This window comes from uncultured Roseobacter sp. (genome assembly GCF_947501835.1).
GTDB lineage: Bacteria > Pseudomonadota > Alphaproteobacteria > Rhodobacterales > Rhodobacteraceae > Roseobacter.
This window is the reverse complement of the sequence record NZ_CANMXR010000002.1, coordinates 56,337-72,494: the sequence shown is the minus strand read 5'-3', so window position 1 is coordinate 72,494 and position 16,158 is coordinate 56,337. Positions and strand designations below refer to the sequence as shown.

The following is a 16,158-nucleotide window of genomic DNA, read 5'->3' as shown; positions in this document are numbered from 1 at the left end:
GCCTGCGGTACTGTCGCTCCAACGGAGGACCCTGCATGCAAAGCCGCACGCCTTTATTCACACCGGTTCTGATTGTCGGCTGCGTCATTATCATCGTCAGCTTTGCGATCCGTTCGACCTTTGGTGTGTTTCAAATCCCGATTGCCGAAGAATTTGGGTGGCTGCGTGTCGAGTTTTCGCTGGCGATTGCCATTCAGAACCTCGCATGGGGGGTAGGCCAGCCGCTCTTTGGCGCCTTGGCAGAGAAGATCGGCGACCGGAAGTCCATTGTGCTGGGCGCTGTGATCTACGCACTGGGGCTGATGCTGACGGCGCAATCCACCACGCCGGTGGAACATCAGCTTTACGCCTGGCTCGTCGGTTTCGGGATCGCGGGCACCGGGTTTGGAGTGATCCTGGCGGTGGTTGGTCGTGCAGCCTCCGATGAAAACCGGTCTATGTCGCTGGCGATTGTATCGGCGGCAGGCAGCGGCGGGCAGATCTTTGGCCCGCCGACGGCGGAATGGATGCTGGGGTTTCTGACGTGGCAGAGCACTTTCATGCTCTTCGCGGCTGCGATCATCCTCGTTCTGCTGACCTTGCCGATGATGCGTGCACCAGCGATGGCCAGCAAGACCGAGCTGGATGAGAGCCTCGGCCAGATTCTGGTGAAAGCCTTCAAGGACCCCTCCTATACCTTCATCTATCTGGGGTTTTTCTCCTGCGGCTATCAGATTGCCTTCATCACGGCGCATTTCCCGGCCTTCGTGACGGAGCTTTGCGGGCCGATCATGCCGGGCGGGACGCTCGACAGCATGGGGATCAGCACAACATCGGCGCTGGGGGCCCTCGCTATTTCGCTGATCGGTATCGCCAATATCGCGGGCACGCTGCTGGCGGGCTGGGCGGGCAAGTATTATTCCAAGAAATACCTGCTGGCGGGCATCTACACCGGGCGGACCATCATCGCGGCGCTGTTCATCATGTTCCCGATCACCCCCACCAGCGTTTTGCTGTTTTCCGTTGCCATGGGCATGCTGTGGCTGGCGACCATTCCGCTGACCTCCGGCCTTGTCGCGCATATCTACGGGTTGCGCTACATGGGTACGCTTTACGGCATTGTGTTCCTCAGCCACCAGGTGGGCAGCTTCTTGGGTGTCTGGCTGGGCGGGCGCATGTATGACGTCTATGGCGACTACACGCTGGTGTGGTGGGTCGGGGTTGCGGTGGGCGCGTTCAGCGCGCTCATCCATCTGCCCATCCGCGAACGGCGCCTGGAAGGGCTGCGCACGGCCTAGCCGCTTTGCTGCGTAAACTCTGTAATATGCGCCAGCACCTCGACGGTGTGCGAGTAGGTCAGGCCATGGCCGGCGCCGTCGATCACCACATTCTGGACAGAGCTGTTCCAGTCGCTGATCGTTTCGGCGCAGGACAGCGGGATCACGTCATCCTCGCGCCCCCAGATGGCGAGCACGGGCACCGCTTCGCGTTCCAGAACTGCATGATCGGGCGCAAGGTTTTCCGACAGCATGCCGCGCAGGCTCGCTCTGACGCTGGGCACAAACCCGCGCCAGTTCAACTCCGCCTCTTGCAAGGCGTTGATGTTCTCGACACTGGTTGGCGTGCCTTTTTCCGCCTTGAGGCCCTTGCGCAAGATGGTCGGGTAGAGTTCCAGCATCAGCCATGTGCCGATGATCGGCGTGCGGGCCGCAAACCCGACGATGCCCTTGCCAACAGGGCGCATACCCGCAGGCGCCAGCAGGATCAGCTGCCGGATACGGTCGGGCTGGTCCGCGGCAAAGATCGTCGAGATGGCGCCCCCCATGGAATAGCCGATCAGGGTAATGTCATCCTCGACCCCCTGATCCGCCAGCAAATCGTTGAGCTGCTGCAAAAAGAACGCACGATCCTGAAGGCCACTGGGACGGTCAGAATACCCACGCCCAAAAAGGTCATAGACCAGAACCCGAAAGCCCATCAGGGCCAGCCCTTTGGCCAACCCCCGCCAGACGAAACTCGGCGTTGTCAGACCATGGACACAGACAGCGACGGGCCCGTTTTCGGGACCGTACCATTGATAGTGAGTGACGCCTTGTGACAGCTCGGTAAATTCACCCGGGGCATCCACGCGCGCGGCATCGTTCATCTGTTTGCGTGTGGCTTCGATGATCAACGGCGTCGCGACGAGGGCGGCCAGGACCAGATACAGCCAGATCAAACGCCCGCCTCCCATTGGTCCAGAATGTAACGGCAGGTCATCAGGTCCAGATGCGCCCCGCCGCCATTTTTAAAGATCGTGATCTCGTCCTCCGAGCCGCGTCTGAAATCCTCGGGCGCGTAGTAATCCGCGACGATGTCCTGCGCTGTAATCACGCCTGTTTCAATCGGGATTTTGATCTCGCCGATGTGCCCGACGGTGGTGTCGAGGCTGTCGACAAAGAGGCGCGCGCGGGTCAGGGCGGTGTCATTCACCTCGCGCATGTCAGGGCGATAGGCGCCGATCAGATCGATATGCTGCCCGGGCTGCAGCCACTCACCGAGGATCAGAGGATTTGTGGACATGGTGGCAGAGGTCACGATATCAGCCGCGCGCACCGCCGCCTCCAGATCTTCGGCGACCTCAAGCCCCGGAATTGTTTCCGCCATCTCGCGTGCCTTTGCGACGGTCCGGTTCCAGACAGTGAATGTCGCCTGTGGAAAGGCGGCACGATAGGCCGCGTGCAGCCCATGCGCTTGCGTCCCCGCGCCCACAATCAGGATGTGTCTGCTATCGGGGCGCGCCAGCCGTCTGGCCGCCAGCAGGCTGTCGCCCGCGGTTTTCCACTTTGTGACCAGATGGAAATCGATGATCGCCTGCAATCCGCCGTCGGCGTCCGAAAATAGCATCACGCCGCCGTTGATGGAGGACACTCCTTTGGCGGTGTTGCCGGGAAAGATCGTGGCGGATTTCACTGCAAGACCCAGCCCATCAATCCATGCCGCGCGGTTCAGCAGCGTGTCGGGATCGCGATACAGAAATGTATCGGCAATCTCCGCCTTTGGCAGCAGGTGACCAGCGGCAAGGGCGTCGGTAAGGGCGATCCAATCCAGCCGGGCCTCGCCCGCGTCAAAGGGAATAACAGGTACGCTCATTGCGCCTCCGCCTGTGTCAGCAATCCGGCGGCGACCAGCCTGTCCGCCCATCCTTGCGGACCCTCAAAGAGATGGGTCTGCCAGCCGTATGTCTCCGCGATGTGAATGTTGTCGGTGCGATCATCGGTAAAGATCAGCTCGGTTCCGGAGAGACCGGAGGTTTCTTCGACACGCCGGTAGATATCCGGGTCGGGTTTGGTCACGCGCATGTGGCCGGAAATGAAATCGCGGTCGAACTCACGCAGGAACGGGTAATGCGTGGCCGCCAAATCATAGCTGTCGATCCCGAAATTGGTCAGCGAAAACACAGGCACGCCCTTGGCCTGCAGGGCCTTCATCAGTCGCACGGAATGATCGATCACAGGGGTCGCCATTTCAATCCAGCGATCATGCCACATGCGGATTTCATCGCGCCACACAGGGGTCGCGTCGGCCTGCGCATAGATGGTTTCGGCGAAGGGTTCGCCGCGGTCGACCAGTTCGTTCATGCCGTGCAGATCGACCTGCGCAAACATCGCGCGCCTGCGGTCCTCGCCGATCACCGCGTCGTAAAACCGCTCCGGTTGCCATTCGATCAGCACATTGCCGATGTCAAAAATCACCGCTTTTGGTTGCATGCAGCACCTCGCCCTTCAGGCCTTTCGGATGGTTGATTTCGCGCTGCGCAAGGCCCGCTCCAACGCGTCCAGAAAACGGGACCGGTCGGCCTTTGTAAAGCCTTTGCCACCGCCCTGGCGAAAGGGATCAGCGGCGCGCAGATCAGCCATCAGGTCGCGCGTGGCCAGCACATTGCCGATATTTGCCGCCGTCAATGGCTCGCCGTTGTGTTTGAGGACCTGTGCGCCTGCTTCCACACATTTTGCGGCCAGTGGGATGTCGCTCGTCACCACAACGTCACCGGGGCCGCAGCGTTCTGCGATCCACATATCGGCGACATCCGGGCCGTCCGGCACAATGACCGTTTCCACAAGCGGGTTTTGCGAGGGCCTCAGGCCGCCGTTCGAGACGACGAACATCTGCACGCGGTGCCGCGTGGCGACCTTTTCGGCCTCGGCTTTGACCGGGCAGGCATCCGCATCGATGTAGAGCGCGGTCATGCGTAGAGCGCATCCGCATGGAAGGCCACGTGTTCCTCCATGAAGGTGGAGACAAAGAAGTAGCTGTGATCATAGCCGGGCTGCAGCCGTAGTGTCGCCTGTTGTCGCCGGGCCGCGACGGCCTGCGCCAGGGCTTCGGGTTTCAGCAGGTCGATGAACTGATCATTGGTGCCGGTGTCGATCAGGATCGGCCCGTCAAACCCCTTTTCCTGCATCAGCAGCGTGGCATCATGCCCGGCCCATTTGGTTTCATCGCTGCCAAGATAGGCGGACAGCTGTTTGCGACCCCAGTCGCTGGCGGTGGGGTTGGAAATCGGCGCGAAGGCCGAAACCGACCGGTAACGCCCCGGCAGGGCCATCGCCATGGTCAGCGCGCCGTGCCCGCCCATCGAATGGCCGGTGATGGATTGCCGGGACATATCCAGATCGAAGTTGCGTTCCAGCAGCTTTGGTAGTTCTTCAGTTACATAGTCCCACATCCTGAAATGCGGTGCCCAGGGTGTTTCGGTTGCATTGACATAGAACCCCGCGCCCTGACCCAGATCATAGGCGTCGTCATCGGCCACACCCTCACCGCGCGGCGAGGTATCGGGAAAGACCAGCGCGATGCCCTGCTCCGCAGCCCAGGCCTGTGCGCCGGCTTTGACCATGGCGTTTTCATGGGTGCAGGTGAGGCCGGAAAGATACCACAGCAGCGGCACCGGGCCGTCCTTGGCCTCCTGCGGTACAAAAAGCCCGAAGGTCATATCGCAAGCGCAGCTTGTCGAGGGGTGAGAATAGACGCCCTGTGTCCCGTTAAAGCAGGCGTTTTCCGAAATGGTTTCCATGACAGGCTCCTGATGCTGGTCCCTTGTTGGCTACCCCGCGCGTGCCGAGGCGGCAAGCGTTTTGGTCAGCCGGGCGCCACCATCGCGATAATCCCGCTGACCGTGAGAATGCTGATCGCGGTGGAGACGAGGATTGCGGCGGAAACGCGATGTGGGGCCACGCCGTAGTGCTGCGCGAGGATATAGACGTTGCCTGCTACAGGTAGCGCGGCGGCGGCGATGATCACGGCCGCGAAATAGGGGTCGGCGGGAAAGAGATAGAGCACGCCGATGGCCACGAAGAGCGGATGCAGCCCCAGTTTGCAGAAGGTCAGCCACCCGGCAATGTGCAGGCGCTCGGCGGATTTGGTGGCAAGCGATGCGCCGATGGCAAAAAGCGCCCCCGGTGTTGCCGCAGCCCCCAGAATGGCGAGGAATTCATTGGCAGGAGCGGGAATAGGCAGATCGAAGAACGACCACATCAGCCCTACGACAATCGCAACGATCATCGGATTTTTGATGAGCCCAAGCCCGACGGTGCGAAAGATGCCGAAATTCAGCCGCCCATCACGCGATCCGGTGATCAGAATGACGATGAGGCTGGAAAAGACGATCAGATCGACGGCGAGCGCCATCATCACCGGGCCAATCGCCGCCTCGCCCATCAGGAGGGTCAGCATGGGCACGCCCAGAAACCCGACGTTGCCGATGGCGGCGCATTGCGCCTCGACCGCGGTGGTGGCCACGTCGAGTTTGCGCAGATACCCCACAAGCGTTGCGATCAGATAGACCGCCATGGTGCCCGCGAGATAGCCCGCGACAAGATTCGGGTCCCAGACGTCTTCAAGGGACAGATTGGCCGAAAACCGAAAGAGCATGGCCGTCAGGGCAAAGTAGAAAACGAATTTCGTGAGATAGGCGGTGGCTTCTTCGGTGAAAAACCGGGTGTACCCGGCCCAGTACCCCAATCCGATCAGCGCAAAAAAGGGGACAGTCTTGAAAAAGATTTCAACCATGATCGGGTGTTAGAGCGAACCGCCGGGCAGCGCAAGCTACCCCGACCCGATCAGAACACCCGCCGCAAACACAAGCGCGCCGCCCAGGACGACCTGCAGCGTCGCACGCCAGAACGGCGTGTCCATATAGCGGTTTTGGATCCACGCGATGGCCCAAAGCTCCACGAAGACAACGGCGATGGCGATGACCGTCGCGGTCCAGAAATCCGTGATGAGATAGGGCAGCGCGTGGCCCAAACCGCCGATCGTTGTCATGATCCCCGATGCAAACCCGCGTTTGATGGGCGAGCCACGACCAGACAGCTGCCCATCATCGGACGCGGCTTCGGTGAAGCCCATGGAGATACCGGCGCCGACAGAGGCCGCGAGGCCCACAAGGAAGGTCGTCCAGGTGTCCTGTGTGGCGAAGGCGGTGGCAAAAATCGGCGCCAGCGTGGAGACGGAGCCGTCCATCAGACCGGCGAGGCCCGGTTGCACCCATGTCAGCAAGAATTGCCGGTGCGCCGCCTCTTCTTCACTCTGGCGGGTTTCCGCGTCGAGGTGCTTGGCCTCCAGACCTTCTGCTATCGCGTGATGCCCAGCCTCTGCTGCTGCGAGGTCGCCCAGCAGTTTTCGTGTCGCCGCATCTGTCGCAGCCGCCGTGGCGGTCACATAGAATTGCTCGGCTTCGCGTTCCATCGCTTCGGCTTCGGCGCGGATGCGGTCCAGCCCCAGGTTTTCGACTAACCACACAGGCCGACGCTGATAGTATCCTGCCACATGTTCGCGGCGGATCAGGGGGATCACATCGCCGAAACGGTCCCGATGCAGGTCGATCAGGCGTTGCCTGTGTTGATCTTCCTCCCGAGCCATATCTTCGAAAATATGGGCGGAATCGGGAAATTCGTGCCGCAGAGTTTCCGCATAGCCGCGATAAATGCGGGCGTCGTCTTCTTCTGACGAGATCGCGAGGGCAAGGACTTCCTGTTCGCTCAAATCACGGAACCGCTTGCGGGCAAAGGAAAAACGCATGGATCAAACCTCTAGTTTAGAATGATTCTAATGCAAGTATGTCTATGGAACAACCGGCCTCTGCAATGGTTTTTGGGAATTTGCTTGGAACTGAACAGTTCGGTTTATATTGTTGTGGCGTACATCCGGGGGCGCCATGACATCCACAGCCGAAATGATCCGCAAGGGGCGCAAGTTCGATCAGGTGCTCGAAGGCGCGCGGCGGGTCTTTATGGCGGATGGGTTTGAGGGGGCCAGCGTTGATGAAATCGCGCGGGTGGCCAATGTTTCCAAGGCGACGCTTTACAGCTACTTTCCCGACAAGCGGTTGTTGTTCCTTGAGGTCGCGACGACCGAATGCCAAAGACAATCTCGCGATGCGTTGGACAGCATCGATATGGAGGCAGAGCCTCGTGAGGTGTTGCAACAGACCGGGCAACACTTTCTGCGCTTCATCACATCCAAGTTCGGACAGCAGATTTTCCGGATCTGCGTGGCGGAATCGGATCGTTTTCCGGAGTTGGGGCAGAAGTTCTACAATTCCGGTCCTGCCGTGTTCCGGGCCGAGATGGCGGCGTATTTCGACCGGGCCGTCGCGCGCGGGCAGCTGCGCATCGAAGATCGTATTCTGGCGGCAGATCAGTTTGGCGAACTTTGCAAGGCAGATGTCTGGCCGCGTCTGATTTTCGGCATGACCAAAGTCGTGACGCCCGCCGAGATCGACCGGGTCGTCAATGGGGCGGTCAGAACATTCATGGCGCGTTACGGCGTCTAAGGGTCGCTGCGACCTGTATTTCTCACGTTTCTTTCGCGTGCAAGTCAGCTAATCAAATCCGGTACTCCTGTTATTCCAAGACTAACGGCCTGCACCTGCGGGGTTTTTACCGGCATGATTTTTCCGCGTGCATTCGCGTGACGCACAGCGCTTCAAGCCCTCACTGGTAACCCTCCAACGCTGCAAGACCGATCTGAAGAAATGCACGATTCAGAAACACGCTTGCCAAATTTAGAACGATCCAGTAATCTTTTGGAACGATCCAAAATAGGACTGCGAATCGTGAAATGGATATTTGTCGGCGCCAGCACAATTGCTGCGCAATACATGATCGGCGCCGTCAGAGCGCAAGCTGGTCAGGACGTGGCCTGGGTCGTCAGCGGATCTGCGGATCGGGTGGCAGGCTGGGCGGAACGCCACGCAATCCCAAACGCGACAACAGACCTGGCGGCAGCATTGGCGGACCAGGACGCTTCTGCCGTCTATATTTCCTCAACCAACGAAAAGCACTTCGCACAGGCGATGGCAGCGATCTCATCCGGTAAACACGTGCTGTGTGAAAAGCCGTTGGCCCTGAATCAGGTGGAGGCGCTCGAAATGGTTGCCGCAGCGCGAGACGCCGGGGTGGTCTTTGGCACCAACCACCACCTTCGGTGTTCGGGGACACATCGCGCAATACGCGAGCTGATTGTCTCCGGCAGGATCGGCAAGGTTCTATCGCTGCGCATCCATCACGCGGTGCATTTGCCGCCCAACCTGCAGGGATGGCGGATCAATGATGCCGCCGCCGGAGGCGGTGTGATCCCGGATATCACGGTGCACAACGCCGATGTGGCGCGGTTCCTGCTGGGCGAAGACCCGCAAAGCGTTGTTGCGCAGATGGCGTCTTCGGGCATGGGCGAGGGCGTTGAGGATTCCGCGATGTCTGTCTGGACGATGCCGTCGGGCGCCATGGTGATGTCGCATGAAAGCTTCACGCATAGATTTGCGGGCAACGGGCTGGAAGTGCATGGAGAGACCGGCTCCATCTTCGCGCAAAACGTGATGACACAGGAGCCGGTTGGATCGGTTGAGTTGGTCACGGAGGACGGGCGCGAAACCATCTCCTGTTCTGAGCATTCGCTCTACGCGCAGGGGGTGCGCGATTTTACCAAGGCCACATTGGGCGAGGGTCGCCCGGCGGCGGATGGGATCGACGGTGTCAAATCGCTCACCGTCGCGTTGGCCGTTCGCGAGGCCGCGCGCACCGGCAAACGGGTGGATGTCGACTATGAGGGCGTGTCGTGAGCAAACTTGTCTCCGCAGCCGAGGCCGCAGCGCGTATCCCGGACAATGCCGTTGTCACCGTCTCGTCGTCGTCATCGCTTGGCTGCCCTGACCTTGTGCTCAAAGCCATCGGCGCGCGCTTCGATGCCGAGGCGCATCCGCGCAACATCACCTCCCTGCATCCGATCGCGGCGGGGGATATGTATGGCGTCAAGGGCATGGACTATCTGGCCAAGGATGGGCTGCTGACACGGGTGTTGGCCGGATCCTATCCCTCGGGCCCCTCCAGTCTTGAGATGCCCGAGATTTGGAAGATGATCGTGGAGGATCGCGTGGCGGCATACAACGTGCCGTCGGGCATCATGTTCGACATGCACCGCGAAGCCGCCGCGCGCCGTCCCGGGGTGCTGACGCAGATCGGTCTGGAAACCTTCGTGGATCCGCTGCGGCAGGGCTGTGCGATGAATGAGCGCGGCGCGGCAGAGCCCATCGTTTCGCGGGTCGAATTCGCGGGTGACACCTGGTTGCACTTCCCGAATGTCGTGCCGAACGTCTGTATCCTGCGGGCCACGACCGCCGACGCGCGCGGCAATCTCACCTGTGAGCATGAGGGGGCTTATCTGGGCGGGCTGGAGCAGGCGATTTGTGTACGCAATCACGGTGGTCTGGTGATCGCGCAGGTCGAACGGGTGACGGCGGCGGGCAGCTTGCGCCCGCATGATGTGCGGGTGCCGGGGCATCTGGTCGATGTGGTGGTGCTTGATCCGGATCAGAAGCAAACTTGCGAAACGCCGTATGATCCCGCGATTTCGGGCCAGATCATGCGCCCCTGGGACAGCTTCGCCCATGCCGAGCATGGCGTCGAAAAGATCATTGCCCGGCGCGCCGCACAGGAGCTGCGTTCCGGCATGACGGCCAATCTCGGCTTTGGGATCAGCGCGATGGTGCCGCGTATCCTGCTGGAGGAAGGCCACCCTAATGCGGTCACATGGGCCATCGAACAGGGGGCTGTCGGCGGCGTGCCCCTGACCGGGTTTGCCTTTGGCTGTGCCTCGAACGCGGATGCTTTTGTGCCCTCACCCCAGCAGTTCATCTACTTTCAGGGTGGCGGATTTGACGTGTCCTTTCTATCCTTCCTTGAGGTTGATCTGCAGGGCAATGTGAACGTCTCGAAATTGGGGAAAAAGCCTTATCTTACTGCGGGTTGCGGTGGCTTTGTGGACATCACCGCGCGGGCAAAGAAAATCGTGTTTTCGGGCTGGTTTGAGGCCGGGGCGGAGATCGATTTGAGCGAGAACGGTATCAAAGTCACCAAGCCCGGACGGTTCACCAAAATGGTCGATCAAGTGGAGCATGTCACTTTTTCGGGCGACCGTGCGCGGGCCTTGGGGCAGGATGTGCTCTACGTCACCGAGCGCTGCGTGATCAGGCTGGCGGAGGAGGGACTCATCGCGACTGAGATCATGCCGGGCATTGACGCACAGAGGGATATCGTTGCGGCGTCCTCGGGTCGTGTGCAGGTTGCGGAGAATGCCAAAGCGATGCCCAAATCGCTGCTTGGCGCGCACCCTATGGGGATGACGCTATGAGCGACGTTCAGCTCCATATCGACGGTGATGTTGCCGTGCTTACCCTGCAAAACCCCGACAAGCTGAACGCGCTGACAACGCCGATGCTGGACGCTCTGGGTGCGCATCTGACGCAGATTGAACGGGATACCACGCTGCGCTGTGTCATTCTGACGGGAACCGGTCGTCGCGCCTTTTGCTGTGGTGCTGATATCGCCGCCTGGGGTCATCTGAGCCCGGGCGCGTTTGCCCGTCATTGGGTCCGCGACGGGCACCGGATTTTTGATCGTTTGGCGCGCCTTTCTATGCCGACGATTGCCGCGCTGAATGGTCATGCCTTTGGCGGCGGACTGGAGTTGGCGAGCGCCTGCGATATCCGCGTGATGGTGCCGGGTGCGACGCTCGCATTGCCCGAAGCGCGCGTTGGGATCGTACAAGGCTGGTCCGGCACGCAGCGTGTTTTGCGCCTGTTCCCGGAACCTGTGGTCAAGGAGATGGCGCTTTTCGGGCGGCGTATCCCGGCGGAGCGGGCGGTTGCGCTTGGGTATGTAGCGGAAATCGCCGACGATGCGCTGGCTGCGGCGCAAGAGATTGCAGCCTCCCTTGGCGCGCTGTCACCCCGCGCCGTGGAGGTGTCGAAATATATGCTGCACGCCGCGACGGGTGAGGACCGCGCTGCCATGGTCGAAGCCTTGGGCAGCGCCGCCATTGCCGCCACCGATGATCGTGTTGAAGGCGTGGCCGCCTTTCTCAACAAACGTCCCCCGAAGTTTTCAGGACAGTGAAATCATGAAAGACCTCACCATCCTTCCCGCCATCGCCGCCGAGCTGCCCAAGATATTTCAGGGGCGTCACCTGATTGACGGCGTCTGGTCTGCCAGCGCAGATGCGCAGGTGTTTGAGCGGGTGTCGCCCTCGCATGGTGTGGTGGTCAGCCGCTCTGCCAAGGGTGGCATTGCGGAATGCGAGGCGGCGATCACTGCGGCGCGCAACGCTTTTGATGCCGGGCACTGGAGCCGCCTATCCGGGAAGGAACGTGCGACTGTGCTGCTGCGGGTTGCGGCGCTTATCGAGGCTAATGTGGACCGCATCGCAATTCAGGAAACGTTGGAAAGCGGCAAGCCGATCACGCAGTCGCGCGGCGAGGTTTCCGGTGCCGCGGACCTATGGCGCTATGCCGCATCGCTTGCCCGCACGATGCATGGCGATAGCTACAACACGCTGGGCGATGACATGCTGGGTATGGTTCTGAAGGAACCGATCGGTGTGGTGTCGATCATCACCCCCTGGAATTTTCCTTTCTGGATCCTGAGCCAGAAACTGCCCTTTGCCTTGGCGGCGGGATGCACGGTGGTCGTGAAGCCGTCCGAAGTCACGCCATCCTCCACCGTGATGATGGGCGAGCTGTTGCACGAGGCCGGACTGCCAGCGGGTGTTTGCAATATCGTTCTGGGCTTCGGCGCACCGGTCGGCAGCCTGATGTCCATCCACGAAGACGTTGATATGGTAACCTTCACCGGCTCCACGGCTGTCGGCAAAAAGATCACGCAAGCGGCGTCCGGCACGTTGAAAAAGGTGGCCCTTGAGCTGGGTGGCAAGAATGCGCAGGTGATCTTTCCCGATGCCGACCTTGAGGATGCCGCCGATGCCGTGGTTTTCGGTGCCTATTTCAACGTTGGCCAATGCTGCAACGCATCGAGCCGGATCATCGTCCACGAAGATATCGCATCCTCATTTGTGGAACGGGTCGTTGCCCTGTCGCGCGCTGTGTCATTCGGCGATCCGCTTGATCCCGAAACACAGGTTGGCGCGATTGTAACGCCAGACCACAACGACAAGATCGACGGGTATGTAAAAGACGCCATCGCTGCGGGCGCCAGGCTGGAGTTGGGCGGTCATACGCTCGATGTCCCCGGCTTGGGGGATCAGTTTTACCAACCAACGATCCTCAGCAATGTCTCTCCGGATATGCCGATTGCGCGCGCCGAGGTTTTTGGCCCGGTGCTGACGGTTTTGACTTTCAGGACGCTTGATGAGGCCATCGCTTTGACCAATGACACGTCCTACGGGTTGTCTGCCGGGGTGTGGAGCGAGAACGTTCATACCTGTCTTGAGTTTGCACGGCGCGCCGAGGCGGGTACAGTTTGGACAAACACCTGGATGGACGGCTATCCGGAATTGGCCTTTGGCGGGATGAAGCAATCCGGTCAGGGCCGGGAAATCGGACGCTACGGATTTGACGAATTCCTTGAGGTGAAATCGGTCGTGATGCGTGTGGGACGCACGCGCGCGCCTTGGGTGAAGACACGTGAGAAAAGCGTGTGAAGGCAATGTTACGCGATAAGGGAGGATACCAAATGCGTGTACTATTGAAAACGAAGGCTGCTGTTGTGGCGGTGTTGATGGCATCGACCACCATAGGAGCGGCGGAGGATGTGGAAGTCCTGCACTGGTGGACATCGGGCGGTGAAGCTGCGGCCCTGAACGTGCTGAAACAGGACCTTGAAGGTCAGGGCATTGGCTGGACTGATATGCCGGTCGCGGGGGGTGGCGGGGAGCAGGCGATGACCGTGCTGCGTGCGCGGGTCACCGCGGGCAATGCGCCGACCGCCGTGCAGGGTCTGGGATTTGATATTCTGGATTGGGGCAATCAGGGCTCGCTGGCAAATCTGAATGACGTGGCCGCGAAGGAAGGCTGGGACGATGTGGTGCCGGATGCGCTCAAGTCCTTTGCGAAAGTGGACGGCAAGTGGGTTTCCGCGCCTGTGAACGTGCATTCGACCAACTGGGTCTGGGCCAACAAGGCGGTGCTGGATGCCAATGGCATTGCCGTGCCGACCTCATGGGAGGAGTTCACCGCCGCGCTGGAAACGCTGAAGGCTGCGGGTGTCACGCCCATTGCCCACGGTGGCCAGGCTTGGCAGGACGCGACCGTCTTTGACGCGGTTGCCATGTCTGTGCTGGGGCCGGATGGGTACAAGGCTGCCTTCATCGATCTCGATGAAGAGACGCTTGGTTCGGACGGTATGAAAGAGGCCTTCGACCGCATGGCGGTGATCCGTGCGAATGTCGATGACAACTTCTCGGGCCGGGATTGGAACCTTGCCACCGCGATGGTGATCAACGGCGAAGCGGGCTTCCAGATGATGGGTGACTGGGCCAAGGGGGAATTCCTGAATGCCGATAAGGTCCCGGGCGAGGACTTCCTCTGCTTTCGCTTCCCCGGCACCGCGGATCAGGTCACGTTCAACGCCGACCAGTTCATGATGTTCGACCAGGGTGGTGCGGTATCTGCGGAACAGGCCGCGCTGGCCTCTGCGATCCTGTCGCCATCCTTCCAGTCGGCATTCAATGTCGTCAAAGGGTCGGTGCCCGCACGCACAGATGTCAGTGACGCGGATTTTGATGCCTGCGGCAAACAGGGCATGAAGGACCTTGCGGCAGCAGCCGCCTCGGGCAACCTCTTCGGGTCGATGGCCCATGGTCATGCGGCACCTGCATCGGTCAAAAACGCGATCTATGACGTGGTCACGGCGCATTTTAACGGCGAATACGATAGCGAAACCGCTGTCGAAGAGCTGGTGGATGCGGTCTCGATCGCCAAGTGATCCTCCCGGTGGGGTGGCACAATCTGTTGCCCCACCGCCTTGCGCGCCCGCCGCGTAAAACAATCCCGTCTCACAAGGAGGGCGCGTGATGGCTCATACAGCCGACGCGGATTTCAAGACACGCCTGCAGAACTGGATCCCCAAGCTGGTGCTGTCGCCATCGATTGCGATGATGCTGGTCTTTGTCTACGGCTTCATCCTGTTTTCGGTCTACCTGTCCTTCACCGACAGCCGCCTGCTGCCGAGCTACGGCTGGGTGGGCCTTGAGAATTACTCCAAGCTCTGGCGTCTCAGCCACTGGGAAGTATCGCTCAAGAACATGGGCATTTTCGCGGGGCTCTACATCGTCATCTGCACCAGCATTGGCCTCGGTCTGGCGATTTTCCTCGATCAGAAAATCCGCGGCGAAGGCCTGCTGCGCCCCATCTATCTCTATCCCATGGCGCTCAGCTTCATCGTGACCGGAACCGCGTGGAAATGGTTTCTGGATCCGGGCATCGGCCTTGAAAACGTCATGCACACCTGGGGTTGGGAGAGCTTTGAGTTTGACTGGATCAAGGACCGGAATTTCGCCATCTACACGGTGGTGCTGGCCGCCGTCTGGCAGACCAGCGGCTTCGTCATGGCGATGTTTCTTGCGGGCTTGCGCGGCATCGACAATGAAATCCTCAAGGCTGCACAGATGGACGGGGCCAGCAATTGGAACCTCTACCGACGGATCATCATCCCGCAACTGCGTCCTGCCTTCCTGTCAGCTTTCGTGATCCTGTCGCATCTGGCGATCAAGACCTTCGATCTGGTGATCGCGCTGACGGGCGGCGGGCCGGGGCGGGCGACGGAATTGCCTGCGACCTTCATGTATTCCTATACCTTCACGCGAAATCAGATGGGGATCGGCGCGGCCTCTGCCACGATCATGCTGATGACCATCGCCGCCATCATGATCCCCTACCTCTATTCCGAATTGCGGGAGAAGCGCTGATGTCTGTCGCCTCCCAGGATACCGCCATCCGCACCGGTCGGGTCACGCGCACGCTGATTTATGTGGTGCTCATCCTCTTTGCGCTTTTCTACATGCTGCCGCTCTACGTGATGGTGGTGAATTCGGTGAAACCGCTCTCCGAGATTACCGGTGGCGGCATGATGAACCTGCCGCGCGAGTTTACGCTGGAACCCTGGTTCAAGGCCTGGTCTTCCGCTCAGATTGGGGTCGAGCCCACCGGGCTGTCGCCCTATTTCTGGAACTCGATCAAGATGGTGGTGCCAGCGGTTGCGATCTCGACCGTGCTGGGGGCGCTCAACGGCTATGTGCTGACGAAATGGCGGTTCAGATATGACACCATCATTTTCGGGCTAATGCTTTTTGCCTGTTTCATCCCGTTCCAGATCGTGCTGATCCCGATGGCCCGCATGCTGGGTCTGATGGGGCTGGCGGGGACCACCTGGGGACTAACGCTGGTGCATGTGGTCTACGGGATCGGCTTCACGACGCTCTATTTCCGCAACTACTATGCGGTCTTTCCCACTGAGTTGATCCGGGCAGCCCAGATCGACGGGGCGGGGTTTTTCCAGATCTTCTGGCGTATCCTGTTGCCTTCGTCGGGGCCGATCGCGGTAGTGTCGATCATCTGGCAATTCACCAACATTTGGAATGACTTCCTCTTTGGCGCCTCCTTTGCCGGGGCCGACAGCCAACCAATGACGGTGGCGCTCAACAATCTGGTGCAGGCCTCGCACGGTGTGAAGGAATACAACGTTCATTTCGCAGGCGCGATCCTGGCCGCCATGCCAACGCTGCTCGTCTACATCGTGGCCGGACGGTATTTCGTCCGTGGTCTGATGGCAGGTTCTGTGAAGGGGTGAGAGATGATTTTGCATCGTAAAATAAAGAGCGCCAGTGGCGCGTTACAAGAACCGAACG

General features: G+C 60.2%; 16 protein-coding genes. 9 read left to right on the top strand and 7 right to left on the bottom strand.

Annotated elements, in window-relative coordinates; all coding sequences use genetic code 11:
• Positions 1-35: 35 nt before the first annotated feature.
• Positions 36-1,277: an MFS transporter gene (locus Q1A20_RS04220; protein ID WP_299401727.1), complete on the top strand. Its 1,242-nt coding sequence runs from the start codon at positions 36-38 to the stop codon at positions 1,275-1,277.
• Here the strand turns inward: Q1A20_RS04220 and Q1A20_RS04215 are convergent.
• The 7 genes from Q1A20_RS04215 to mbfA form a co-directional block, all read right to left on the bottom strand.
• On the bottom strand, positions 1,274-2,197 hold the full coding sequence (locus Q1A20_RS04215; RefSeq protein WP_299401728.1) for an alpha/beta fold hydrolase: 924 nt from the start codon (positions 2,195-2,197) through the stop codon (positions 1,274-1,276). The genes Q1A20_RS04220 and Q1A20_RS04215 overlap by 4 nt on opposite strands.
• Positions 2,194-3,111 carry an ornithine cyclodeaminase gene (locus Q1A20_RS04210; protein ID WP_299401730.1) on the bottom strand — a complete coding sequence of 306 codons (918 nt, stop codon included), beginning with the start codon at positions 3,109-3,111 and terminating at the stop codon, positions 2,194-2,196. Before Q1A20_RS04210 ends, Q1A20_RS04215 begins: the two co-directional genes overlap by 4 nt.
• Positions 3,108-3,728, bottom strand: a complete 621-nt coding sequence (locus Q1A20_RS04205) for an HAD family phosphatase (RefSeq protein ID WP_299401732.1) — start codon at positions 3,726-3,728, stop codon at positions 3,108-3,110. The genes Q1A20_RS04210 and Q1A20_RS04205 overlap by 4 nt, the downstream gene beginning before the upstream one ends.
• A 15-nt stretch (positions 3,729-3,743) precedes the next feature.
• Complete coding sequence (locus Q1A20_RS04200; RefSeq protein ID WP_299401734.1) at positions 3,744-4,208, bottom strand: YaiI/YqxD family protein; 465 nt, start codon at positions 4,206-4,208, stop codon at positions 3,744-3,746.
• Entirely contained in the window at positions 4,205-5,035 is an 831-nt protein-coding gene (gene fghA, locus Q1A20_RS04195; RefSeq protein ID WP_299401737.1) for an S-formylglutathione hydrolase, read from the bottom strand. Before fghA ends, Q1A20_RS04200 begins: the two co-directional genes overlap by 4 nt.
• Positions 5,036-5,100: 65 nt before the next feature.
• The gene (locus Q1A20_RS04190; RefSeq protein ID WP_299401740.1) at positions 5,101-6,030 is read right to left on the bottom strand and encodes an AEC family transporter; all 930 of its coding nucleotides are present in this window, start codon (positions 6,028-6,030) and stop codon (positions 5,101-5,103) included.
• Between the two features lie 36 nt (positions 6,031-6,066).
• Complete coding sequence (mbfA, locus tag Q1A20_RS04185) at positions 6,067-7,041, bottom strand: iron exporter MbfA (protein ID WP_299401743.1); 975 nt, start codon at positions 7,039-7,041, stop codon at positions 6,067-6,069.
• Between the two features lie 136 nt (positions 7,042-7,177).
• On the opposite strand from mbfA, the gene Q1A20_RS04180 reads away from it, so the two are divergent.
• From Q1A20_RS04180 to Q1A20_RS04145, 8 genes are all read left to right on the top strand, one after another.
• Positions 7,178-7,795, top strand: coding sequence for a TetR/AcrR family transcriptional regulator (locus Q1A20_RS04180; RefSeq protein WP_298969059.1), 618 nt, complete (start codon positions 7,178-7,180; stop codon positions 7,793-7,795).
• A 282-nt stretch (positions 7,796-8,077) separates the two neighbouring features.
• Positions 8,078-9,082 (top strand): Gfo/Idh/MocA family oxidoreductase, encoded by a 1,005-nt coding sequence (locus Q1A20_RS04175; protein ID WP_299916081.1) that lies wholly within the window; start codon positions 8,078-8,080, stop codon positions 9,080-9,082.
• On the top strand, positions 9,079-10,650 hold the full coding sequence (locus Q1A20_RS04170) for an acyl CoA:acetate/3-ketoacid CoA transferase (RefSeq protein WP_299401749.1): 1,572 nt from the start codon (positions 9,079-9,081) through the stop codon (positions 10,648-10,650). Before Q1A20_RS04175 ends, Q1A20_RS04170 begins: the two co-directional genes overlap by 4 nt.
• The gene (locus Q1A20_RS04165; RefSeq protein WP_299401751.1) at positions 10,647-11,414 is read left to right on the top strand and encodes an enoyl-CoA hydratase/isomerase family protein; all 768 of its coding nucleotides are present in this window, start codon (positions 10,647-10,649) and stop codon (positions 11,412-11,414) included. The genes Q1A20_RS04170 and Q1A20_RS04165 overlap by 4 nt, the downstream gene beginning before the upstream one ends.
• A gap of 4 nt (positions 11,415-11,418) precedes the next feature.
• Positions 11,419-12,954, top strand: a complete 1,536-nt coding sequence (locus Q1A20_RS04160) for an aldehyde dehydrogenase family protein (RefSeq protein ID WP_299401753.1) — start codon at positions 11,419-11,421, stop codon at positions 12,952-12,954.
• Positions 12,955-13,031: 77 nt separating this feature from the next.
• Positions 13,032-14,237: an ABC transporter substrate-binding protein gene (locus tag Q1A20_RS04155; RefSeq protein WP_299403176.1), complete on the top strand. Its 1,206-nt coding sequence runs from the start codon at positions 13,032-13,034 to the stop codon at positions 14,235-14,237.
• An 88-nt stretch (positions 14,238-14,325) separates the two neighbouring features.
• Positions 14,326-15,219 (top strand): carbohydrate ABC transporter permease, encoded by an 894-nt coding sequence (locus Q1A20_RS04150; RefSeq protein WP_299401755.1) that lies wholly within the window; start codon positions 14,326-14,328, stop codon positions 15,217-15,219.
• Entirely contained in the window at positions 15,219-16,100 is an 882-nt protein-coding gene (locus tag Q1A20_RS04145; protein WP_299401758.1) for a carbohydrate ABC transporter permease, read from the top strand. Before Q1A20_RS04150 ends, Q1A20_RS04145 begins: the two co-directional genes overlap by 1 nt.
• Positions 16,101-16,158 lie beyond the last annotated feature (58 nt).